Source organism: Gordonia sp. SL306, assembly GCF_026625785.1.
Taxonomy (GTDB): Bacteria; Actinomycetota; Actinomycetes; order Mycobacteriales; family Mycobacteriaceae; genus Gordonia.
In genome coordinates this window covers 4,363,879-4,386,337 of the sequence record NZ_CP113063.1, presented here as the reverse complement: position 1 = coordinate 4,386,337, position 22,459 = coordinate 4,363,879, and the positions used below count along the sequence as shown (strand labels likewise).

The window sequence follows — 22,459 nt, the reverse complement described above, 5'->3', positions numbered from 1 at the left end:
CTCACTCACCGACCCGCTCGATCTTGCCGCCGAGACTGCGAAGGTTCTCGACGAACCGCGGGTAACCGCGATCGATGTGCTCGACGTCGTGAACCTCGGTCACCCCGTCGGCTACCAGACCGGCCAGCACGAGGCCTGCGCCTGCGCGGATGTCCGAACACCAGACCGGTGCACTCGACAGTCGTTCGATCCCGCGGAGTACCGCATGATGACCATCGGTCCGTGCGTCGGCGCCCAGCCGAACCATCTCCTCCACGAAACGGAATCGCGCCTCGAAGACGTTCTCGGTGATCACCGACATCCCCTCGGCTATCGCGGCCATGCCGATCGCCATCGGTTGCAGGTCGGTGGGAAAGCCGGGAAACGGCAATGTGGACACGTTGACGGCGATCGGGCGACGGTCCTGGCGAACCCGGAAGCCGTCGGCGAACCGGTCGACGTGCGCGCCGGTGTCCCCCAGCTTGTTCAGGACCAGCTGCAGATGCTCGGGCGAGACGCCACGCACGGTCACGTCACCGCGCGTCATCGCGGCCGCGATCCCCCACGTGGCGCCGACGATCCGATCCCCGACCACGCGGTGGGTGGTCGGATGCAACCGGTCGACGCCGGTCACGGTCAAGGTCGAGGTTCCCGCGCCCTCGATGAGCGCGCCCATCTGCTGGAGCATCACGCAGAGGTCGACTATCTCGGGTTCCCGTGCGGCGTTGTCGATGGTGGTCACGCCGTCGGCGAGGACCGCGGCCATCAGGATGTTCTCGGTCGCACCCACCGACGGGAACTCGAGAGCCACCGGGGCGCCGATGAGAGCGTCGGCCTCGGCCACGACACATCCGTGTTCGATCGAACTGTGCGCGCCCAATGCGCGCAGACCGGCCTGATGCATGTCGAGCGGGCGAGAACCGATGGCGTCACCGCCCGGGAGTGCCACGACCGCACGACGGCAACGGGCCATCAGGGGGCCGAGCACACACACCGATGCACGGAACTGTTTCACCGCATCGAAGTCCGCGTGGTACTTGGGTTCGGCGGGTGCGTCGATCCGCACCGTGTCGCCGTCGATGGTCACCACGGCGCCCAGGCCGCGCAGGACATCGGCCATCAAGGGGACGTCGGCGATCTCAGGTGAGTTCGTCAACGTCGTGGTGCCCTCTGCGAGCAGGGCTGCTGCCATCAGCTTCAGCACACTGTTCTTGGCACCGCCAACCCAGACCTCGCCGGACAGGCGGCCTCCCCCGGAGACCAGAAAACGATCACTCACGCTGCCACCTTAGCTGTCACGCGCGGCGTCCCCGTCCGGCCCGCGATGGCCACCACGCGCGGGAGGCCGCCTGCGCTCGCCGCCGGGCGACCATTTCACGTCGCCTTCGCCGTGCGGTGCGCGATTGGCGACGCGCGAGAGAATGAACAACAGGTCCGACAGCCGGTTCAGATACTTCGCCGGCAGCACGCTAGTGGTGTCCGGGTCCGCCTCGACGGCGGCCCAGGCCGATCGTTCGGCACGCCTGGTCACCGTGCGTGCGTGGTGCAGCAGCGCACTCAGTCGGGTGCCACCCGGCAGGATGAACGAATCGAGTGTCGGCAGTCCGTCGGCGTAGTGGTCACACCACGACTCCAGCGCGTCGATGTAGTCCTGCTCGATGCGCAGTGGTGGGTAGTCGGGTTCCGCCACCACCGGGGTGGACAGATCCGCACCGGCGTCGAAGAGATCGTTCTGGACGGTGCGCAGCACCTCGACGATGTCGGCAGGCACGTCACCACCGAGGGCCAACGCCGTCCCGATGACCGCGTTGGCCTCGTCACAGTCGGCGTAGGCCGCCACCCGGACATCGTTCTTGGACACCCGGGAGAAGTCGCTGAGTCCGGTGGTGCCGTCGTCGCCGGTGCGTGTGTAGATGCGCGTGAGATGTACCGCCATGACCTGAATCTACTGCCCGGTACCGGGCCTGCGGTCGTCGGCCCGATGCCGATCAGGCACTACGACGACGCTGCGACCGATTCGACTGTCGTGACTCCAGCCACGACTGGAACGCGGTGTCGGCACCCGGCGCCATGGCGAGCTCGTAGGCTCGGCCGGCATCGTCGGCGCCGGGTTCGAGTTCCAGGATCACCATGCCGTGCAGGATCTCGGACTCGGTGCCCTCGGGTCGCCGTCTGCGGGTGATCTCGATGGACTGCCTGCCCAGCGTGCGGGTCGGTCCGGGGCGCAACGAACTGAGCCGGAAATAGCGGAGATTCTCGTCGCTGTAATGGACCGTGCCGTGGCGCCAGCCCTCATCGACGTCTGCGGGCAGCTCTCTGAGCAGCACCGGGGTTCCGGTCCTGCGCAACTGCCCCAGCCGATACGCGAGGAGTCCGCAGACCACCACGGCGACCGCCAACAGGACGCCCAGTACCAACGCGATCCACGACACCAGGCGCACACCTCCCGCCAACGGTCGCGCGGGGGCTGATCACGGTGCGCCGGACTCACGCACCGAGATGAGTCGAGAGACTCCGGTGCACGACCGTTCTGCGTCCAGCATGCCAGACCGGGTTCGATGTCTCGTCACGGCAGTTCCCCCGGGTCGGCAACGCCTGCCGCGACCGGTGACCAGCCCTGGCGGGCTCGGACACGACGACGGCCGGCCGTCGCCCCAAAAGCGATGACCGGCCGTCGATCTGCGAGATTACTTGGCCGCGTGCTCCGCCGCCGCGAGGCGGGAGTGCGCACGGTTGTACTCCTCGGTACCCGGCTCGGCGGACTCGAGTGCCGAGCGTTCGGCTGCGGCGTCGATGTCGTCGGCCCACTGCGCCGACTCGGCGAGTATGGTCACCGATTCACCGGTCACCGAGAGAAACCCGCCCTGCACGGCCGCCGACAGACGCTTGCCACTCTCCTCGGCGATCACCACGAAGCCGCCCGGGACGAGCTGCCCCAGCAGAGGTTCGTGATTCGCCAGCACACCGAGCTCACCCGAGGTCGTCTGGGCGATGACGAAGGTGGCTTCACCCGAGTACAGCTTCTCGTCGGCCGCGACGACCTCGACGTGGAAGGACTTGTCAGCCATGGCGACCCGCTACTTTCCGGCGATCTTGGCGGCGGCGGCCTCCACGTCGTCGAGTCCACCGCAACTGTTGAACGCCTGCTCGGGCAAGTGATCGAACTCACCCTTCGCGACCCGGTCGAACGCCTCGATGGTGTCGGCGAGCGGCACGACCGAACCCTTCTGACCGGTGAACTTCTCGGCGACGAGGAAGTTCTGACCCAGGAACTTCTGGATACGACGCGCGCGCTGCACCGTCACCTTGTCCTCTTCGGACAGCTCGTCCATACCGAGAATGGCGATGATGTCCTGGAGTTCCTTGTACTTCTGCAGGATTCGCTTGACCTCGTTGGCGACGCGGAAGTGCTCGTCACCGACGATCGAGGCCTCCAGGATGCGCGAGGTCGACGTCAGCGGGTCCACAGCCGGGTAGATACCCAGCTGCGAGATCGGACGCGAGAGCTCGGTGGTCGCATCGAGGTGGGCGAACGTGGTCGCAGGCGCCGGGTCGGTGTAGTCGTCGGCAGGCACGTAGATCGCCTGCAGCGAGGTGATCGAGCGCCCCTTGGTCGAGGTGATCCGCTCCTGCAGCTCGCCCATCTCGTCGGCCAGGGTTGGCTGGTAGCCAACCGCGGACGGCATACGGCCGAGGAGGGTCGAGACCTCCGAGCCGGCCTGGGTGAACCGGAAGATGTTGTCGATGAACAGCAGCACGTCCTGCTGCTTCACATCGCGGAAGTACTCCGCCATGGTCAGCGCGGACAAGGCGACGCGCATACGCGTGCCCGGCGGCTCGTCCATCTGACCGAACACCAAGGCGGTGTCCTGGAGAACGCCCATCTCCTCCATCTCGAGGTGGAGGTCGGTGCCCTCACGGGTGCGCTCGCCGACGCCGGCGAACACCGACGTGCCGGAGAACTCGCGAGCGATACGGGTGATCATCTCCTGGATCAGAACGGTTTTGCCGACACCAGCACCACCGAACAGACCGATCTTGCCGCCCTTGACATACGGGGTCAGCAGGTCGATGACCTTGATGCCGGTCTCGAGGATCTCGGTCTTGCCCTCGAGCTCGTCGAAAGGCGGCGGCTTGCGGTGGATGCTCCACTGCTCGCCGTCACGGCCGAGTCCCGGAGTGTCGAGGCAGTCACCGAGCGCGTTGAAGACGTGACCCTTCACGTCGTCGCCGACCGGCACCACGATGGACTTGCCGGTGTCCGACACGGTTGCACCACGCACCAGGCCGTCGGTCGGCTGCATGGAGATCGTGCGCACCAGGTTGTCGCCGAGATGCTGCGCGACCTCGAGCGTCAGGGTCTTGGCCACAGCTTCGAGGGCGATCTCGGCGTGCAGCGCGTTGAACAATTCTGGGATCGAGCCCCGGGGGAACTCGACGTCGACGACGGGGCCGATGATGCGGACGACCCGGCCTTCGGCCGAACCCGTCGAGGCATCCGAGGGTGTGGATACTGCTGCAGTCATTGTTGTTGGGTCACTTCCTCTTTGGGTCTATGGGTCGCCAGGGTTCGATCAGGTGGCCAGGGCGCTGGAGCCGCCGACGATCTCGCTGATCTCCTGCGTGATCTGCGCCTGCCGGAGCTGGTTGGCCTCGCGGGAGAGCGAGGTCGCCAGTTCGTCGGCGTTGTCGGTGGCCGCCTTCATCGCGGTCCGACGTGCCGCCGACTCCGATGCGGCGGAATCCAGCAGCGCCGCGTACACGCGGGTGGCGACGTACTTCGGCAGCAAGGCTTCGAGCAACGCCTCGGGCGCCGGTTCGAACGAGTAATTGCGCGACGACTTGTGGATCTCGGCTTCCATCTCGTCGTCCTCTTCGGACACGACGAGCGGGGCCACGCGGCGCACCTCGGGAGTCTGGGTCAGCATGGAGACGAACCTCGTGTACACGAGATGCAACTCATCGATGCCCTCCAGCGTCCCCTCACCGTCGGGACGCTCGACCTGTTCTCCGGAACCGGCCTCGAACAACTGGACCAGGAAGTTGGTCGCGATGCTCGCATCGCTGTAATCCGGGGCCTGCGAGAACCCCGTCCACGAATCGGTCACCTCGGTACCGCGGAAGGTGAAGTAGCCGACCCCCTTCTGCCCCATGACGAACAGCACCGGCTCCTTGCCCTCGTCGCGCACCAGCGAGATGAGCTCGCGAGTCGCCCGCAGGACGTTGGAGTTGTAGCCGCCGCACATCCCGCGGTCGCTCGTGACCACCAGGATCCCGGCGCGCCGGGGGTTCTCGCGCTCGACCAGCAGTGGGTGATCCAGCGAGCCGGCATTGCTCGCCAGCTCCGACAACACCTCGGTCATCTCATGCGCGTACGGCTTGGCCGCCGCGACACGAGCCTGGGCCTTGGTGATGCGCGAGGTCGCGATCAGCTCCTGCGCCTTCGTGATCTTCCTGGTCGAGTTGACCGACCGGATGCGTGAGCGCAGCTCACGAATGCTGGCCACGAGCCCTCACCCCTTCCTTGGCACGACTGTCGGACGACCCGATCACGACTTGCGAACCGTGATCTGCTCGTGCTCGACGTCCTCGGAGTCCATGGCCTTGGCCTCGGCCTCGTTCACCACGCGCTTGCCGTCGTGCGTCAGGTAGCTGTTCTTGAACTTGTTGGTCTCGTCGACCAGCGCCTCGGCCTGGTCGTCGGACAGCACCTTGCCACCGGCGATCGAGTCGTAGACGCCCTTCGCCTCGTGGTGCAGATGGCTGAGCAGCTGGGTCTCGAAGTTACGGACGTCGTCGACCGGAACGGAGTCGTAGTGGCCCTCACCGCAGAGGTAGATCGAGACGATCTCGTCCTCCACGGAGAACGGGCTGTACTGACCCTGCTTGAGCATCTCGACCCAGCGCGCACCGCGCTCGAGCTGCGCCTTGGACGCGTCGTCGAGGTCGGAGGCGAACGCGGAGAACGCTTCGAGCTCACGGAACTGGGCAAGCTCCAGACGCAGCGAGCCGGACACCTTCTTCAGGCCCTTGGTCTGTGCGGCACCACCGACACGCGACACCGAGGTACCGACGTTGATCGCCGGCCGGACGCCCTTGTTGAAGAGGTCCGATTCCAGGAAGACCTGGCCGTCGGTGATCGAGATGACGTTGGTCGGGATGAACGCCGAGACGTCGTTGGCCTTGGTCTCGATGATCGGCAGGCCGGTCATCGAGCCGCCGCCCAGCTCGTCGGACAGCTTGGCACAACGCTCCAGGAGACGGGAGTGCAAGTAGAAGACGTCACCGGGGTAAGCCTCGCGGCCCGGCGGGCGACGCAGCAGCAGCGAGATGGCGCGGTAGGCCTCGGCCTGCTTGGTCAGGTCGTCGAACACGATGAGGACGTGCTTGCCCTCGTACATCCAGTGCTGGCCGATGGCCGAGCCGGTGTACGGCGCCAGCCACTTGAAGCCGGCCGAGTCGGACGCGGGTGCCGCGACGATGGTGGTGTACTCCATCGCGCCGGCCTCTTCGAGAGCGGTCTTGACGCCTGCGATGGTCGAGCCCTTCTGACCGATCGCGACGTAGATGCAGCGGACCTGCTTGTTCTCGTCGCCCGACTCCCAGTTGGCCTTCTGGTTCAGGATGGCGTCGATGCAGACCGCGGTCTTGCCGGTCTTGCGGTCGCCGATGACCAGCTGACGCTGTCCGCGGCCGATGGCGGTCATGGCATCGATGGCCTTGATGCCGGTCGCGAGCGACTCCTCGACGGGCTGACGCTCGAGCACCGAGGCCGCCTGCAGCTCGAGCACGCGCTCGGCCTCGGACTCGATGTCGCCCAGGCCGTCGATCGGCTTGCCCAGCGGATCGACGACGCGACCGAGGAACTTGTCACCGACCGGGACCGAGAGCACCTCACCGGTGCGGCTGACCTGCTGGCCCTCTTCCAGTGACTCGTAGTCACCGAGGATGACGCAACCGATCTGGTCCTCGTCGAGGTTCAGGGCCACGCCGAGCACGCCGCCGTCGAACTGCAGCAGCTCGTTGGCCATCGCGCCGGGCAGACCGCTGACGTGCGCGATACCGTCCGATGTGTCGGTGACGATGCCCACCTCGTCACGGGAGGCATCGGCTTCGAACGACGAGACATACTGCTCGATCGCTCCCTTAATCTCGTCTGGTGAGATCGTCAACTCCGCCATGGGTACTCGTCTTTCTTACTCAGTCCGGCTGGTGGTTTGGATGTTCGCTGGATGTGTTGGTCTGGTCAGGTCAGCGCGGCAGACTCTCGGCCGCCTTCGCCAAACGGGTGGCGACATCGGCCTCGATCACCTCGTCGCCCACACCGATGCGCAGGCCGCCGAGCAATTCGGTGTCGATCTCGGTCTGCACCGAGATCGTCCGGCCGTAGATGCTGCCGAGCACCGACGAGAGTCTCGCCTTCTGTGCGTCGGAGAGTTCGGCTGCCGACACCACGTGCGCCACCGACTCGCCCCGGCGTGCAGCCGCGAGCTCGGCGAGATGGTCGACGGCGACGTCGGCCGGCTGCCCGTGCAGTAACGCGATGGTGTGGGACAGCAGATACCAGGTGTGCGACCCGACTTTCTCGCCCACCAGCGACCGCAGCAGATCCACGCGCTTGTCGGCCGCGTGCGTGTGATCGGACAGCAGCGATGCCAGCCGCGGGTTCTGCTCCAGCAGCCGGGCCACGCCGAAGAGCTCGTTCTCGACCTGCTCGATCGACCCGTCACGCTCGGCGGCGGTGAGCACCACCAGCGCGTTCTGGCGCCGCAGCGCCGCGGTGAAGTCCGACGTCGACGACCACCGCTGCCGGACCGCGGCCGACACGATCTCGACGACGATCGGCGAGACCTTGCCACCGAACAGCGCCTGTGCCAGCTGCACCTGTCCGTCGGTGTTGTCCTCGTCTTCCGTCAACCGCTTGCGCAGCACCGGATTCGCGTCGATCAGGCCGATCACGTCCGTCAGTTCCACCGACGCCTTGACCAGGGTCTCGCTGTCCACGGACTCGGATGCAGAATCGAACTCCTTGGCCACCGAACGCGCCGCCTCGCGGCTGCTCGCCCGCATGGAGTGGAGTCCGATCAGTTCCGAGCTGTGTGCGACGAGATCCCCGGGTCCGCCCGCCGACATCGATTCGAGTTCGTCGATGACCCGGTCAACGCTGTCGGACTGCGCCTGCGGATCCGACAGGTGCGAACGCACGAGCTGTCCGGCGCCGTCGACCGCGGTGAGCCCGAGGTCGGTGCGCAGGTCACGAACGAGGCTGGCACGGTTCAGGGCGACCTGGGACTTGCCGTGCTCGGTGATCCGCTTGACCTCGGAATCCGCTTGCGCCTTGAGGTCGCCCGAGATCGCCTCGGCATCCCGGACGGCACCCTTGTGCAGTTCCTCAGCCTCGGCCTTGGCCTCTGCGACGGCGCGGTCGTGTGCAGCCTTCGCGTCGGCGACGCGAGCCTTGGCGGCCTCGCTCTCGGAGACGTGTTGCGCGATCGTGTCCTTCTGGGCGTTGACCGCCTTGGACAGCGCCGGCCGCAGGTACTTCCAGAACAGGAAGATGATGATCGCGAAACCGATGAGGTTACCGATGACGATATCCACTTAGTTCACCTTCTCCGTCGACTTGGCCGACACGTCGACGCCGAGTACACGACTCGCCAATGTCGACGACAGTGCATCGACATCGTCACGGGCGGTCGAAGCCGCCTGATCCCCCTCGGCCTTCAATTGTCTCGTGGTGTCGGCGAGAACGGCGTCCGCTTCATCGGTGGCCCGCCGCTTCGCCTCTGCCAACTGCTCGTTGCCCTTGGCACGAGCCTCGTCCCGAATACCGGTGGCGTCCCCCCGGGCGTCCTTGAGCGCTGCCCGGTACTCGGTGTCCGCATCCTCGTAGCTCGCCGCGGCGGCCCGGTTGTCCTCTGCAGTCTTGGCGATCATGGCGTCGCGATCGTCGAGCACCTTGAGGATCGGTGGCACGACCATCGTCCTGATGACCAGGAACACGATCACGAAGATCAGCAGGCACACGAAGAATGTGCCGTTGGGGAGCAGGAAGTTCTCTGCGGCGAGATTCATGGTTGGGTTGTTCCCTTAAATCCTAGGGCGACCCGGTCGTTGACCGAGATCAGGACTGGCCGGAGATCGGGGTGGCGAAGACGAAGAGCGCCATGAACGCCAGGTTGATGAAGTACGCAGCCTCGACCAGACCCACGGTGATGAAGAACGGGGTGAAGAGTCGACCCTGGGCCTCCGGCTGACGCGCGATACCCGCGATCAACTGGGCACCTGCCAGACCGTCGCCGATACCGGCACCGATCGCGCCGCCGCCCATGATGAGGCCGCCACCGATCAACGCACCCAGACCAATCAGATTGGGATCCATTTAGAACTTTCCTTTCGGGTGAAACTGGCAATCGGGTTGCCAGGTCTTTGGGCCCGGCCAGCGGTGCCGGCCAGGGTCGTACTGGCTAGTGGTGGTCGTCGTCCATCTCCATCGCCTGGCTGAAGTACAAGACCGTCAGCAGGGCGAAGATGAATGCCTGGATGAGTCCGACGAACAGGTCGAAGGACTTCCAGAGGGCGTTCGGCGCCCACATCACGTAGATCGGCATCAGCGCGATGAGCGCGACCATGATGCCGCCCGCGAACATGTTGCCGAAAAGACGGAGGGAGAGCGAGATCGGCTTGGCGATCTCCTCGATGATGTTGACCGGCGCGATGGCGACCGAGTGGCCCTTCACGAGCCGGACCGGGTGGCCGATGATGCCGCGGCGCTTGACACCTGCGGCGTGGTACCAGACGAACACGAACAGCGCCAAGGCGTACACGAAGTTGACGTCGCTGGCAGGTGGCTTGAGCCACTCGCTCGTCGAACCCTCGGCCGTTCCGTACTGAGCCGGGATGATCGACAGCCAGTTGGCGATCAGGATGTAGGTGAACAGGGTCACCGCCAGCGGCAGCACGAAGCCGGCGATCTTCATGCCGATCGCGCCCTCGATCTGGCTGCGCATCTGGACGGTGATCGTCTCGAAGTACAGCTGCACGTTGTTCGGCTTGTTCGACGTCATCTTGAACCGGACGAAGAACGCAAGCGCGATCACGATGACCGCGGCCACGGCACTGCCGATGACCGTGTCGAGATTGACGGTCATACCGAGCAACTCCACCTCGGTGTGGTGGCCGACCTCGATCGCCGACTCTGACTCGGCCAGGTAAGTCATTGCGGTCATATCTGCTTACGAAGTCCTTTCATCACCGGAATCACCGTGTTGAGCACCAGGATCACCTGGCCGACGGCGAGTCCGAACATCGCGCCCAGCCCGTCGGGCCGGACCAGAATGGCCGCCACCAATGCGAGGACCGTGATGACCCCGAGGCGGAATGCGGAATTGAGGGCGAGCAGTTTCTTGCGGGGGTCCTCCGCGGCGGCGACGTTCTCGACCGCCCGGATGACCAGTTTGGTGTTGATGAAGACCAGCACAACTCCGGCGAGGAAGAAGACGGCGAACCACGGATGCCCGAGAACGATCGCCAATGCCGCGACTATGACAGTCACCACCCCCGCGATGATCGCCGGGCGACGGATGCCGGTGGGCGCCACCGGATAAACGGGAGCGGAGTCCGGGGCAGACGTCGTCATGTGCCTCTCCTCTGCTCATTCCCGTGCGTTGGCACGAAGCATCGAGCGTGCGATCGGCGACTCGTGTCACCGGGCGTAAGCTCGCGGTTTTCTGTGACCCTACCAACACCCGTTCCTGCACCCACCGGGGGGTATGCACCCTTTGGGGAGTGCAGCGGCCGTCGATGCGGTGCGTGTCGCGGCCTCCGGTTCCCGGAGGCGTCGCGCTCGCGCCGAGGTCGTGCTACTACAGAGGATAGTACACGGCGTTTTACCATTGCCTTACCAAGGGGTGAGGACGCTCCCCTGGCGCGCAGACACCTGGGATCAGGTACCGCCCGGCACGGAATCGCGTCGATCGGAGTGGTCGGCGTGACCACGTGTCCGGATCTGGGCGTAGCGCCGCTGCAGGCGGGGCGCCATCGTGACCAGCAGGGCGACGATCAGGCCCGCACCGAACATCGGTGCCACCACCGACATCGGGAAGAGCGTACTGGCCGCCGCGGAGAATGCGAGCACACCCACCCACAGGTAGATGATCAGCGCGACCCGTCGCTGCGAATGTCCGAGTTCCAGCAAACGGTGGTGCAGGTGCATCTTGTCGGGGGTGTAGAAGCCCACTCCGGCGCGCGTGCGTCGCACCACGGCCATCAGCATGTCCAGCATCGGCACGAAGACGACCGCCGCCACGAGGATCAGAGGCGACAGCAGAGTGAAGACGTCGGCGGGCCCATAGGCGTTGATCGCGATACGTCCGGAGGCGCTCGTCGACGCCGCGGACAACATGAGTCCGATGAGCATGGCACCGGAGTCGCCCATGAAGATCCGCGCAGGCGAGAAGTTGTGGGGCAGAAATCCGAGGCAGGCGCCCGCGAGGGCGGTGGAGATGAGCGCCGGCGGGTAATAGCTGACATCGCCGCCCTGGTCGTGGAGTAGACCGAGCGAGAACATGCAGATCGCCGACGCCGCGATCAGACCAAGACCGGCGGCGAGGCCGTCCAGTCCGTCGACGAAGTTGATCGCGTTGATCGTCGCGACCGTGATCGCCACCGTCAGGAGGCCGGCCTGCAATGGATCGAGGACCACGGTGCCGATGTCGGCGAACGGGACGTAGAGCAGGTACCAGCTGACCCCCATGATCACCAGGACCCCAGCCGCGGTCAGCTGTCCGACGAACTTCGTGAGGGCATCGAGCCCCCACCGATCGTCGATGACGCCGACCAGCACGATCACCAGTCCCGCGACGATCACCGCGCTCATGTCGCTGGTGTAGGCGAATCCTCGGGTGAGCGCAGGCAGGTTGGCCGCCAGCGCGATCGCGGCGACCATGCCGGCGAACATGCCCAGACCGCCCAGACGCGGCGTCGGGATCACGTGGACATCGCGCACCCGGGGCACCGCGACGGCCCCGATCCGGATCGCGAAGACGCGGACGAGCGAGGTCAGCAGGTAGGTGACGGCCGCAGCGGTCAGACCCACCAGCGCCAACTCCCGGAGCGGGACACCCGCACCGCCGTTGCCGACCACCGACAACGCGGTCAGGTGGACACCGGGATCACCGGCACCGAACGCCAGGCCGGTGACCCCGTCAGCGAGGTCCTTGCCGGCCTGGGGATCGAACACCCGCACAACGCTACCCGCCGAGCTCTCGTTCGATTTCGGCGCGGATCCCGGCGTGTTGGTCGCTGCCCGCCGGATCCCGCAACCCGCGGATGATCCAGCCGGCGATCGTCGGCATCGCCTCGACACCGAGACCGTCGAGCACGGCCGTCGGCGTGCCGACACGGATGGCCGAGCCGGTTGTGACCGGTTCACGATCGAACGGCAGAACGGCCCGGTCCACCACGATCCCGGCCGAGGCCAGACGGCGCTGCGCCTCGGCCCCGGTGAGTCCGATCGCGGAGACATCGGCCACCGCGAGATGGGTGTCGGTGCCGCCACTCACGATCCGGAGACCGTGCCCGGAGAGTTCGTCACCGAGGCGCTGCGCCGCCGCGACGGTCTCCGCCGCATACGAGGCGAACTCGTCGGTCGCCGACTCCCGCATGCAGACTGCCTTGCCTGCGATCGATCCCATCGACGGTCCGCCCTGTATGAACGGGTGGACCGCCTTCTGCAGCACCGCGGCGTGGGCGCCGCGGGCCAGGATCATCCCGCCGCGCGGCCCCTGCAGCACCTTGTGCGTGGACAAGGTGACCACGTCGGCATACGGCACCGGAGACGCCAGCACTCCCCCGGCGACCAGCCCCGCGAGATGCGCGGCGTCGATCCAGAGGATCGACTCGGCCTCGTCGGCGATGGTCCGCAGGGCCGCGAAATCGATCGAGCGCGAGTAGGCGGCACCACCGGCGACGATGATCCGCGGCCGGTGCAGCAACGCGAGATCGCGGAGCTCGTCGTAATCGATGCGTTCGTCGGATGGACGTACGCCGTAGTGGATCGGCGAGAACCAGCGACCCGAGAAGTTCGCCCGGGACCCATGGCTCTGGTGCCCGCCCTGGTCGAGTCGCAACGCCAGGATCGGATCGCCCGGCTGCGCGAATGCGGCATAGACGGCGAGATTCGCGGCACTGCCCGACAGGGGCTGGACGTTGACATACTCGGCGCCGAACAGTTCGGCCGCGCGGTCGATGGCGAGTTGCTCGAGTCGGTCGGCGACCTCGCATCCGCCGTGGAAGCGCGCCCCCGGATAGCCCTCGGCATATTTCGCGCCGAAATCCGACGCCTGTGCCGCACGAACCGCCGGGCTGGCGCGCGTCTCCGACGCGATCAACTGCACGGTGGTTGCGCGGCGACGACTCTCACGCTCGACGAGGTCGGCGACCTGGGGGTCGGAGTGGGCGAACGACATCGTCAGCGCGCGGCCAGCACGTCGACGTCGAGATCGAGGACCTCGGCGATGTCATCGATCGACACCGCCCCTTCACGCAGGATTCGTGGCGTCGGGCCCGTCAGATCGACGATCGTCGACGGCTGGGCCTGGGCGGCGGTACCTCCGTCGAGGTAGACCGACACCGACTCGCCGAGCTGGTCGCGGGCCTCGTCGACGGTGGTCGAGGGCGGCTGCCCCGACACGTTGGCGCTCGAGACCGCCATCGGCCCCACCTCGCGCAGGAGCTCGATCGCCACCGGATGCAAAGGCATGCGCAGCATCACGGAGCCGTTGGTGTCTCCCAGATCCCAGGCCAGCGACGGCGCCTGCTCCACCACGAGACTCAGCCCGCCGGGCCAGAACGCCTCGACCAGGTCACGTGCGGCGGTCGACACCGACAACACCAGGCCGTCGATCGTGTGCCACGAACCGACCAGCACCGGGACCGGCATGTCGCGTCCTCGCCCCTTTGCGGCCAGCAATGCGGCGACCGCCTCGCTGTCGAATGCCTCGCAGCCGATGCCGTAGAGAGTGTCGGTCGGCAGCACCACGAGCCTGCCCGCCTTCGCTGCTCCGACGGCTGCGCGGATACCCGCCGCCCGGCCTTCCGGGTCACTGCAGTCGAATACCGTGCTCACCCGGCCATCCTCCCACGCCGGCCGTCCGGACGGTCGCTGCGGTCCACTCAGACTCGACGTGCTGTGACGAATCTCGGACGTCCCGCCAGGTCGTCGCGAGCACGGACATCGTCGAAGGCGCCCACCGCACCGACCACGTCCAGAACCGCGGCCGACGTCGTGTCATCGTGCTCGACACCCACCACGCCACCGGGCCGCAAGAGTTCGGCGACGATCGGCATCATCGGTGTGATCACCGACATGCCGTCGGCCCCACCGAACACCGCGTCGGCGGGATCGTGGGCCACCTCCGGCGCGACGCGGGCCGCCTGTGGGACATAGGGCGGGTTGGCCACCACGACGTCCACCGACCCGAACGGCAGCATCGCGCGCATCTGCGCCGCATCGGTCACGTCGGCCGCCACCACTGCGATCCGGTCACGCACCTGAGGGGGCGCGCTCGCGACGTTGCGCCGCAACCACTCCAGTGCTGTCGGCGACCGCTCGACCGCCCAGACCCGTGCGTTCGGCAACATCGTCGCGACCGCGACCGCGAGGGCACCGCTGCCGCTGCACAGGTCGACAACCGTGACGATGCCGGCTCGGCCGGCGATCCCGACCGCCCATTCCGCGAGGAACTCGGTCTCCGGACGGGGAACGAAGACGCCGGGGCCGACGGCGAGCTCGGCCGGTCCGAATGCGGTGGCCCCGACGATGTGCTGCAAGGGGATTCGCCTCGCGCGACGGGTCACCAGACCACGGAACCGGTCGCGGGTGTCCTGGTCGAGTCCGTCGACGACCAGCAGCCGACCACGATCGATCCCCAGGACTGCGGCGAGCAACCACTCGGCATCACCACGCGCGCTGTCGATCCCGGCGTCGCGCAAGGTCCGTTCCGCTTGCGACAACTCCGAGTCCACGCGAGCCGGCGCCGCGTCTCGCGCCGAGTTCGACGAGTTCTCGGTCATCGCGTCATTGCGCTTCGAGGCGGGCCTGCCGGTCGGCGGCCACCAGTGCATCGAGCAGCGCATCCATGTCACCGTCGAGCACGGCGTCGAGATTGTTCGACTTGTAGCCGATCCGGTGATCGGTGATCCGGTTCTCCGGAAAGTTGTAGGTCCGGATCCGCTCGGAGCGGTCGACGGTGCGGATCTGCGCAGCCCGCCCTTCGGCAGCCGCGGCGTCGGCTTCCTCTTCGGCAGCCGACTGCAGGCGGGCCGCGAGCACCTGCATGGCCCTGGCCTTGTTCTGCAGCTGCGAACGTTCGTTCTGACAGGTCACGACGATGCCGGTGGGCAGGTGGGTCAGCCGGACCGCGGAGTCCGTCGTGTTGACACCCTGACCTCCCTTTCCGGACGACCGATAGACGTCGACCCGCAGATCCGACTCGTCGATCTCGACCTGGGCGACCTCTTCGGGTTCCGGATAGATCAGTACGCCGGCGGCCGAGGTGTGGATTCGCCCCTGCGATTCGGTGACCGGCACCCGCTGCACCCGATGGACGCCACCCTCGAATTTCAGGCGGGCCCAGACACCGTCGCGCAGTTGCTCTCTCGACTTGATCGAGAGGGTGGCCTCTTTGTACCCACCGAGGTCGGATTCCGTGACTCCGAGGATCTGCGCCTTGAAACCACTTCGCTCGCAGTACTTGAGGTACATCCGGGCGAGATCGGCGGCGAACAATGCCGATTCCTCGCCACCGGCCCCCGATTTGATCTCGAGGACGACGTCGTCACCGTCGTGCGCGTCGCGGGGCGCCAGCAGATCGGTCAGCGCCGCATCGAGTTCGGCGACAGTCGTCTCGAGCGCCGGGATCTCGTCGGCGAACGCCGGGTCGTCGGCCGCCAGTTCGCGTGCGGCGGCCAGATCATCGCGCGCGGCCTCCAGACGACGATGGGTCGCCATGATGGGAGCGAGTTCGGCGAACCGCTTGCCGACCCGGCGGGCGGCACCGGGATCGTCGTGCAACGACGGATCCGCCAGCTGCGCCTCGAGGCCGGCATGTTCGGCGAGGATGTCATCGATCGCCGACGGGCTCTGCGTGGTCACCTGGTGCTCACCTCTCAGGACATCTCTCGTGTCCGGCATCGCTCACGGCCGACAGGGTTTCGGAGAACGAAAAACGACGCCCCACCGGACGCGCTGAGCGCGCCGGCAGGGCGTCGTCGGTCGAGCTACTGTGCGTCGGCCTTCTTGGCGCGCTTGCCGTAGCGCTTCTCGAACCGGGCCACGCGGCCGCCGGTGTCGAGAATCTTCTGCTTGCCTGTGTAGAACGGGTGGCACTGCGAGCAGACCTCGACGTTGATACGTCCGTTGTCCGCGGTGCTGCGGGTCTCGAAGGTGTTGCCGCAGCCGCAGACGACCGTGGTCGTCGCGTACTCGGGGTGAATGCCCTGCTTCATCTGGTTGTCCCTTTCTGTGGTCGCCGGGTCACCGTCGGGGATCGACGGTGTGAACCGGAACCGGACTCGACCGATCAGTATGCCACGCGGGGTGTTCGACCTGGAAATCCGTGGAATCCCGATCTCGAAGGCCCGCTGACGAACGATCCACCTCACAGAACAGCCCTCTGTGGGGTTTCATTCCCGAGTTAGGCATACCTTAGGATAGTAAGGCTTAGCTAAGTTGTAGGCTGACGTCTCCGTCGGCATCGCTTCATCGTCGCAGCGATCCCCCGACCCATCCGCCAGCGCCGTCCACGAGCGGACGGCCCGAGACCTGAGGACCGAATGCGGCCTGATCACCACCCGCGGACACTCCTGTGGGACCCGAGCGACGAGTACAGCAGTTGTGGCGTGGGCTTCATCACGCGCAAGGACGGCGTGCAGCAACACGCCGTGATCGACAGGGCCCGTGAGGCGCTGTGCGCGGTCCCCCACCGGGGCGGCATCTCGGCCCTCGGTGTCGGCGACGGTGGCGGGGTCTCGATGGATCTCTCACTGCGCTTCTTCCGCAAGATCACCGGGCGACCCGACCTGCGGCTCGGCCGTTTCTGCGTCGGCAACTTCTTCCTCCCCACCGAGGAGGCCGCGGCCGCTCGTGCCGGCAGGCTGATCGAGCGGACCATGGCCGAGCGGGGCTTCTCGGTCCTGACGGTCCGAGATGTCCCCGTCGATGTCTCCGTGTTGCGGCAAGCGGCCGTCGGATCCCAGTTGCCCATCCGTCAGTGGGTGTTCTCGGCACCCGAGCCCTGCCCGGAACCCGCTGAACTCGACCACACGGTGCAACAGGCCCTGCTGCACATCGAGGCGATCGCCTTCACCGAGCCGGAACTGTCCGGTCTCTACCCGCTGTCACTGTCGGCCAGGACTCAGGTGCTCAAGGGCCGTCTGTCCTCACCCGAGGTGATCGACTACTTCACAGATCTGCTCGACGAGGATCATGCCGTCCACACGCTGTACTTCCACACACGGTTCTCGACGAACACCGATCCGCATCCGACGATGGCCCAGCCGTTCCGGTTCCTCGCGCACAACGGTGAACTGAACACCGACAAGAAGAACCGGATCGCCCAGGTCACCTCCGCCACCGCACAGCACCGGAGCATCGTCCGCCCACCCGGGCAGTCCGACAGCAGCCGCCTGGACCAGACCGTCGCGGCCCGCGTCATCGAGGATCGCGTCGATCTGATCACCGCGATCGTCTCGATGATGCCGCCGGCATGGGAGAACGACACCTCGCTCTCCGAGCCGGTCCGTGCGATGTTCGAGTACTTCTCGCTCTACGAGGAGAAGAACGACGGCCCGGCAGCCGTGGTGTTCGGCGACGGGACCGTGATCGGGGCCCGACTCGACCGTCTCGGCCTGCGCCCGCTGCGCACCCTCGAGACCACCGACTACCTCTGTGCCTTCTCCGAGGCCGGACAGATCGCGGTACCGCCCGAGTCGGTCATCGCCCGTGGTCGGGTATCGGCAGGCGGGATGATCTATTACGACCATCGGGAGCATCGCACCTATACGACGCACGACGCGTACGAGAAGCTCGCCGCGGCGCGGGACTACCCCGCTCTGCTCCGGGCCGCCAGGGTCGATGTGGCGGCGCTCGAGGGACCGACGACGACGGACGCTCCCCCGACGACCCCCACCGCCGACGCCGCGCCGCTGACCGACCACCAGCGCTACCGGGCGTACTTTCTCGACCAGGAGAGCTTCCGCTACTTCATCGACCCGATGATCGCCGATGGCGCAGAACGTGTCTCGGCGATGGGCTTCGGCAACGCCATCAACGCGTTGACCGCCATCGAGCCCAACGTCGCTCGCTTCTTCTCGCAGCGCTTCGCCCAGGTCACCAATCCCCCGCTGGACAGCATCCGCGAAGCCGACGGCATGACCCTCCGGGTCGCCCTGGGCACGCGGCCGAGCACCTCCGTGACCGCGGAGGTGATGACCTCCGGCCCCCGGTCGCGCCAGATCGTGTTACGGACACCGATTCTCACGGCCGACGAGCTCGAACTCCTGCACCGCCAGACCGAGAGCCCTGTCCGCAGCTTCGACGCCTGCTACCCGATCGGCCCGGACGGTGGCGACGTCGCAGCCGACCATGCGGCGATGGTTGCCGCGGTCGACCGCCTCGGTGACGAGATCGTCGACTTCGCGGGCCGCCTGGGCGGGATCGCGGTGCTCAGCGATCGGGCGATCGCGACCGATCGTGCCGCGGTGCCCATCATCTTCGCCGTCTCGTCGGTCAATCAGCGACTCATCGCGGCCGGCCTGCGTCTGCGGGTATCTCTGGTGGCCGACACCGGGCAGGTCGAATCCTCCCACCATCTCGCGGCGACGCTCGGCTTCGGCGCGGCCGCCGTCCACCCGCATTCGGTCGCACGACGTGCCGCCGCTGTCGCCGACGATCTGCAGGCGCGCGAGCAGGCCTTCGGTCGATGGGTCAGAGCCGCCGAGAAATCGCTGATGAAGACCATGGGCCGAGTGGGACTCTGTACCGTCGAGAGCTATATCGGCGGCGAGTTCTTCGAGCCCAACTTCCTCGACACCGACGACCCCGATCTCCGACGGTGGTTTCCCGATCAACGTGCACCGGCGGGCGGCGTGGGTCTGCCCGCCATCGTCGCCACCATCGCCCACGCCCATCGCGCGGCGATCTCGGACATCCCGACGACCGACAAGGATCTGCCGCTGCTGGGCCTGTTCAAGGAACGTTCCGACGGCGCAGGCCACTCCTTCGGCGCGACCGCGGTCCGCAAGTACGCGGACCTGACCGCGGAGAAGATCGCGTTCGCCACCGCCGACCGCGAATCACCCGATGCCACCGAGACGGACCGTTCCGGGGGGCTACGGCTTCTCACCCTCGGAAAGCTCGACGACGCCTTCGGGCTCGACGCCCGCGCCTACTCCGGCAGCAGCTACGACCGGCTGTCGGACAACGACATCGACACCTTCACGATCACCGACGCCTACCGGTCGTTCACCGACGACCTACGGAGGCAACGCGCGTCCCGACCGAGCGCGCTGCGCGACATCCTCTCTCTGCCCATCGATCTCGCCACCGCCACGGGTGCCGATCTCGCCACCGCGCTCGATCGGGTGTTCACCGGCGCGACCTCGGGTGCCGCGGTCCGCGGACTATCGGTGATCCCGCTCGACGATGCCGGGGTTCCGGACGGATTCCACATCACCCTCGAGGGAGATGGCGTCGGCGTCGCCGGAGAGGACCGGCTCCAGACGTTCGCCCACGCGATTGCCCACCACCTCGGCGACGCCGTCCAGATCCTCGACTGTGGCGAGGGCGGCCTCATCGTCGTCGCGACCGGAGCGGCCGCCGAGCACCTGACGCGCCTCCGCCCGGCACCTGCGGCCATCGCGCTCAGCGACGTGCAACCTGCGCACGAGATCACCTCCACCTTCGCCTCTGGTGCGATGAGCCACGGTGCCCTCGTGGCCCCGGCCCACGAGGCGGTGGCTCACGGCACCAACATGGTCGGCGCTCTCTCCAACAGCGGTGAGGGTGGCGAGCACATGTCGCGGTACGGCACCATCCGCGCCTCGGCGATCAAGCAGTTCGCCTCCGGGCGCTTCGGCATCTGGGCCGGATACCTCGCCGATCCGATGTTGCGCGAATTGGAGATCAAGATCGGACAGGGGGCGAAACCCGGTGAGGGAGGACAGCTCCCGGCCCCCAAGGTGACCGTCGAGATTGCCGCCGCGCGTGGCGGCACGCCGGGCGTCGAGCTGGTGTCACCACCGCCGCACCACGACACCTACTCGATCGAGGACCTCGCCCAACTCATCCACGACTGCAAGGCCGCACGCGTGCGGGTGATCGTCAAGCTGGTCTCCTCCGAGGGCATCGGGACGATCGCGGTCGGCGTCGCCAAGGCCGGCGCCGATGTCATCAACGTCGCGGGGAACACCGGTGGCACCGGCGCCGCCTCCGCCACGAGCCTGCGATACGCCGGCCGGGCGGCCGAGATCGGTCTCGCCGAGGTTCATCAGGCGTTGTGCGCCAACGGTCTCCGTCAGAAGATCGTGTTGCGGACCTCGGGTGCGCACCAGACCGGCTACGACGTCGTGACGTCGGCGCTGCTGGGCGCCGACAGTTTCGAGTTCGGCACATCGGCGTTGATGATGATCGGCTGCGTGATGGCCAAGAACTGCAACATCAAATGCCCTGCGGGTCTCACCACCAACCCGGAGGTCTTCGACGGGGACCCACGTTCGATGGCGCAGTACCTGCTCAACATCGCTCACGAGGTACGCGAGATCCTCGCCGGACTCGGACTGCCGAGCCTCGCGGCCGCCCGCGGCCGGACCGATCTGCTCACGATGGTGAACCACCCGGCCGTGGTGACCGCACTGCGGCCAGAGGCACTCCTGGCTCGGATCGATCCAGTCGAGATCACCGACCCGGTCTATCTGGAGCGGGATTTCGCGATCGATGACTCGGTGTTCGACGACGTGCGGACCGCCCTGTTCGATCGTGGTGCCCACCACGTCACGATCGACACCCCGACGCTGGGCAACCGCAACAAGAGCGTCGGCGCCCAGCTCGCCGTCGACATCGAGCGGATGCTCAATCACCAGTTCACCGACGCCGAAGTCGGCGGCCTGCCGAGCGTGTACACCGACGACCGTGGACGCCGCTTCCTGGCACCGGACTCGGTTCGTGTCGGGACGACCGGATCGGCCGGTCTGTCGTACGCCGCGTTCTGCAACGACGGAATGCGTCTCGAACACACCGGGACCTGCAATGACGGTGTGGGCAAGTCCATGTCGGGTGGCACCGTGATCGTCCGCTCCCCCGGTGGCGGATCCTCGTCGATCGGCGGCAACGTGCTGATCGGCAATTTCGCGTTGTTCGGCGCCACCGGAGGCCGGCTGTTCGTCGAAGGCGAGGCAGGCGATCGCTTCGCGGTGCGCAACTCCGGTGCATCCGCAGTGGTGGAAGGGGTCGGTGAATTCGGTTGTGAGTACATGACGAACGGCGCGATCCTCAACCTCGGCGGATACGGCAAGGGCCTCGGCAACGGGATGAGCGGCGGCTTTCTCTATCAGTACGATCCGGCGTGCGAACTCGCGACCCGCATCAGTTCCGATTCGGTGGTGGTGGGCGCGATCACCGGGGTCGACGACCCGCTGGCCCCGATCCACCACCTCGCCGTCCGGCAGATGCTCGAGATGCACGTCGCGGCAACCGGTTCGGCGTTGGCAACGCGCCTGCTGGAGAACTGGGAGACCGAACGTCACTACATCGCCTACGCGATGCCCCGGGCGTTGGTGGCCTACCAGGACAGCGACGCACTGGTGGCGTCGATGTCCCATCGCGATCTGCTCGCCGAGCTGGCGACCTCGCTGGCCGGTCACCAGGTTCACGCTCTCAAGGCCAGCATCCGCAGTGGCGAGCCGGTGGCCGGCGGCGCGGTTCCCGAGTACGGGCAGACCGACAACGCCGAGATGTACCGGCTGCTCAACGCCTTCACCGTGTTCGAGATCGCCCGGCAGGTCGCCACCACCCGTCTCTCCCGCGCCGGGGGCGTCCGGAGCGGCGGGCCGTCGGCGGCCTGGACCGATCAGGCCGTCGCCACCGGCGCCCGAAACCTCGTCCTGACCGAGGACTTCGATCTGGTCTCGCGGGTGGCGCGCTATGCGCGGGACATCCTCGCGCACTATGACAGCGCGCACCTCGCGGCACTCATCGCGGCCAAGCGGATCGACGACTACAAGCGGGCTCTCGCGCTGCGCAACGTCTGGTCGATGGACGCTCCCGGCACCTACGGCTGGATTCTGTTGCAGGACCAGAAGAATCGCGAGACGCTCGGCGGCCTGCCCGGCTTCGACGAACTCTTCGCGGTACAGGCCGTCCCCGAGGTCGCGAACGGCCTGCGATCACCGGCAGGCATCGACACAGCAAAGGTCGGATGAC

Annotated in this window: 19 protein-coding genes; 1 reads left to right on the top strand and 18 read right to left on the bottom strand. The window is 66.9% G+C overall.

From position 1 onward, the window contains the following. Position 1: 1 nt before the first annotated feature. The 18 genes from murA to rpmE all read right to left on the bottom strand — a co-directional run bounded on the left by murA (position 2) and on the right by rpmE (position 16,488). Entirely contained in the window at positions 2-1,258 is a 1,257-nt protein-coding gene (gene murA, locus OVA31_RS20055; protein WP_267628346.1) for a UDP-N-acetylglucosamine 1-carboxyvinyltransferase, read from the bottom strand. 9 nt (positions 1,259-1,267) lie between these two features. Further along, the gene (locus OVA31_RS20050) at positions 1,268-1,915 is read right to left on the bottom strand and encodes a cob(I)yrinic acid a,c-diamide adenosyltransferase (RefSeq protein ID WP_267628345.1); all 648 of its coding nucleotides are present in this window, start codon (positions 1,913-1,915) and stop codon (positions 1,268-1,270) included. Between the two features lie 52 nt (positions 1,916-1,967). Continuing rightward, entirely contained in the window at positions 1,968-2,411 is a 444-nt protein-coding gene (locus OVA31_RS20045) for a DUF2550 domain-containing protein (protein ID WP_161059520.1), read from the bottom strand. 255 nt (positions 2,412-2,666) lie between these two features. Then, entirely contained in the window at positions 2,667-3,047 is a 381-nt protein-coding gene (locus tag OVA31_RS20040) for a F0F1 ATP synthase subunit epsilon (protein ID WP_267628343.1), read from the bottom strand. Between the two features lie 9 nt (positions 3,048-3,056). Next, a complete protein-coding gene (gene atpD, locus OVA31_RS20035) occupies positions 3,057-4,505 on the bottom strand; it encodes a F0F1 ATP synthase subunit beta (RefSeq protein WP_267628342.1) in 1,449 nt (482 codons plus the stop codon). A gap of 48 nt (positions 4,506-4,553) precedes the next feature. Further along, entirely contained in the window at positions 4,554-5,486 is a 933-nt protein-coding gene (locus OVA31_RS20030; RefSeq protein WP_267628341.1) for a F0F1 ATP synthase subunit gamma, read from the bottom strand. Positions 5,487-5,528: 42 nt separating this feature from the next. Further along, positions 5,529-7,160, bottom strand: a complete 1,632-nt coding sequence (gene atpA / locus OVA31_RS20025) for a F0F1 ATP synthase subunit alpha (protein WP_267628339.1) — start codon at positions 7,158-7,160, stop codon at positions 5,529-5,531. 70 nt (positions 7,161-7,230) lie between these two features. Then, positions 7,231-8,580: a F0F1 ATP synthase subunit B/delta gene (locus tag OVA31_RS20020; protein WP_267628338.1), complete on the bottom strand. Its 1,350-nt coding sequence runs from the start codon at positions 8,578-8,580 to the stop codon at positions 7,231-7,233. Continuing rightward, complete coding sequence (locus OVA31_RS20015) at positions 8,581-9,054, bottom strand: F0F1 ATP synthase subunit B (RefSeq protein WP_267628337.1); 474 nt, start codon at positions 9,052-9,054, stop codon at positions 8,581-8,583. A 49-nt stretch (positions 9,055-9,103) separates the two neighbouring features. Next, positions 9,104-9,361: a F0F1 ATP synthase subunit C gene (locus tag OVA31_RS20010; protein WP_161059527.1), complete on the bottom strand. Its 258-nt coding sequence runs from the start codon at positions 9,359-9,361 to the stop codon at positions 9,104-9,106. An 85-nt stretch (positions 9,362-9,446) separates the two neighbouring features. Then, positions 9,447-10,208, bottom strand: coding sequence for a F0F1 ATP synthase subunit A (gene atpB, locus OVA31_RS20005; protein ID WP_267628336.1), 762 nt, complete (start codon positions 10,206-10,208; stop codon positions 9,447-9,449). Next, positions 10,205-10,618 (bottom strand): ATP synthase subunit I, encoded by a 414-nt coding sequence (locus OVA31_RS20000; RefSeq protein WP_267628335.1) that lies wholly within the window; start codon positions 10,616-10,618, stop codon positions 10,205-10,207. The genes atpB and OVA31_RS20000 overlap by 4 nt, the downstream gene beginning before the upstream one ends. A gap of 306 nt (positions 10,619-10,924) precedes the next feature. Further along, entirely contained in the window at positions 10,925-12,172 is a 1,248-nt protein-coding gene (locus OVA31_RS19995) for a glycosyltransferase family 4 protein (RefSeq protein ID WP_164308573.1), read from the bottom strand. Between the two features lie 58 nt (positions 12,173-12,230). Continuing rightward, positions 12,231-13,448, bottom strand: coding sequence for a serine hydroxymethyltransferase (glyA, locus tag OVA31_RS19990; protein ID WP_267628334.1), 1,218 nt, complete (start codon positions 13,446-13,448; stop codon positions 12,231-12,233). Between the two features lie 2 nt (positions 13,449-13,450). Then, the gene (locus tag OVA31_RS19985; RefSeq protein WP_267628333.1) at positions 13,451-14,107 is read right to left on the bottom strand and encodes an L-threonylcarbamoyladenylate synthase; all 657 of its coding nucleotides are present in this window, start codon (positions 14,105-14,107) and stop codon (positions 13,451-13,453) included. Positions 14,108-14,154: 47 nt separating this feature from the next. Then, on the bottom strand, positions 14,155-15,054 hold the full coding sequence (gene prmC, locus OVA31_RS19980; RefSeq protein ID WP_267628332.1) for a peptide chain release factor N(5)-glutamine methyltransferase: 900 nt from the start codon (positions 15,052-15,054) through the stop codon (positions 14,155-14,157). Positions 15,055-15,058: 4 nt separating this feature from the next. Further along, positions 15,059-16,135, bottom strand: coding sequence for a peptide chain release factor 1 (prfA, locus tag OVA31_RS19975; protein ID WP_267628331.1), 1,077 nt, complete (start codon positions 16,133-16,135; stop codon positions 15,059-15,061). Positions 16,136-16,260: 125 nt separating this feature from the next. Then, on the bottom strand, positions 16,261-16,488 hold the full coding sequence (rpmE, locus tag OVA31_RS19970; RefSeq protein WP_124707574.1) for a 50S ribosomal protein L31: 228 nt from the start codon (positions 16,486-16,488) through the stop codon (positions 16,261-16,263). Positions 16,489-16,815: 327 nt separating this feature from the next. Between rpmE and OVA31_RS19965 the strand changes: the two genes are divergently transcribed. Then, positions 16,816-22,458, top strand: a complete 5,643-nt coding sequence (locus tag OVA31_RS19965) for a glutamate synthase-related protein (protein WP_267628330.1) — start codon at positions 16,816-16,818, stop codon at positions 22,456-22,458. Position 22,459 lies beyond the last annotated feature (1 nt).

Bases quoted from the DNA above. Each gene is read 5' to 3' on its own strand.
- prmC (WP_267628332.1), bottom strand. From the start codon at position 15,054: ATGACCGAGAACTCGTCGAACTCGGCGCGAGACGCGGCGCCGGCTCGC.
- OVA31_RS20040 (WP_267628343.1), bottom strand. From the start codon at position 3,047: ATGGCTGACAAGTCCTTCCACGTCGAGGTCGTCGCGGCCGACGAGAAG.
- OVA31_RS20050 (WP_267628345.1), bottom strand. From the start codon at position 1,915: ATGGCGGTACATCTCACGCGCATCTACACACGCACCGGCGACGACGGC.
- OVA31_RS20000 (WP_267628335.1), bottom strand. From the start codon at position 10,618: ATGACGACGTCTGCCCCGGACTCCGCTCCCGTTTATCCGGTGGCGCCC.
- atpB (WP_267628336.1), bottom strand. From the start codon at position 10,208: ATGACCGCAATGACTTACCTGGCCGAGTCAGAGTCGGCGATCGAGGTC.
- atpD (WP_267628342.1), bottom strand. From the start codon at position 4,505: ATGACTGCAGCAGTATCCACACCCTCGGATGCCTCGACGGGTTCGGCC.
- glyA (WP_267628334.1), bottom strand. From the start codon at position 13,448: ATGTCGTTCGCCCACTCCGACCCCCAGGTCGCCGACCTCGTCGAGCGT.
- atpA (WP_267628339.1), bottom strand. From the start codon at position 7,160: ATGGCGGAGTTGACGATCTCACCAGACGAGATTAAGGGAGCGATCGAG.
- rpmE (WP_124707574.1), bottom strand. From the start codon at position 16,488: ATGAAGCAGGGCATTCACCCCGAGTACGCGACGACCACGGTCGTCTGC.
- OVA31_RS20015 (WP_267628337.1), bottom strand. From the start codon at position 9,054: ATGAATCTCGCCGCAGAGAACTTCCTGCTCCCCAACGGCACATTCTTC.
- OVA31_RS19965 (WP_267628330.1), top strand. From the start codon at position 16,816: ATGCGGCCTGATCACCACCCGCGGACACTCCTGTGGGACCCGAGCGAC.
- OVA31_RS20010 (WP_161059527.1), bottom strand. From the start codon at position 9,361: ATGGATCCCAATCTGATTGGTCTGGGTGCGTTGATCGGTGGCGGCCTC.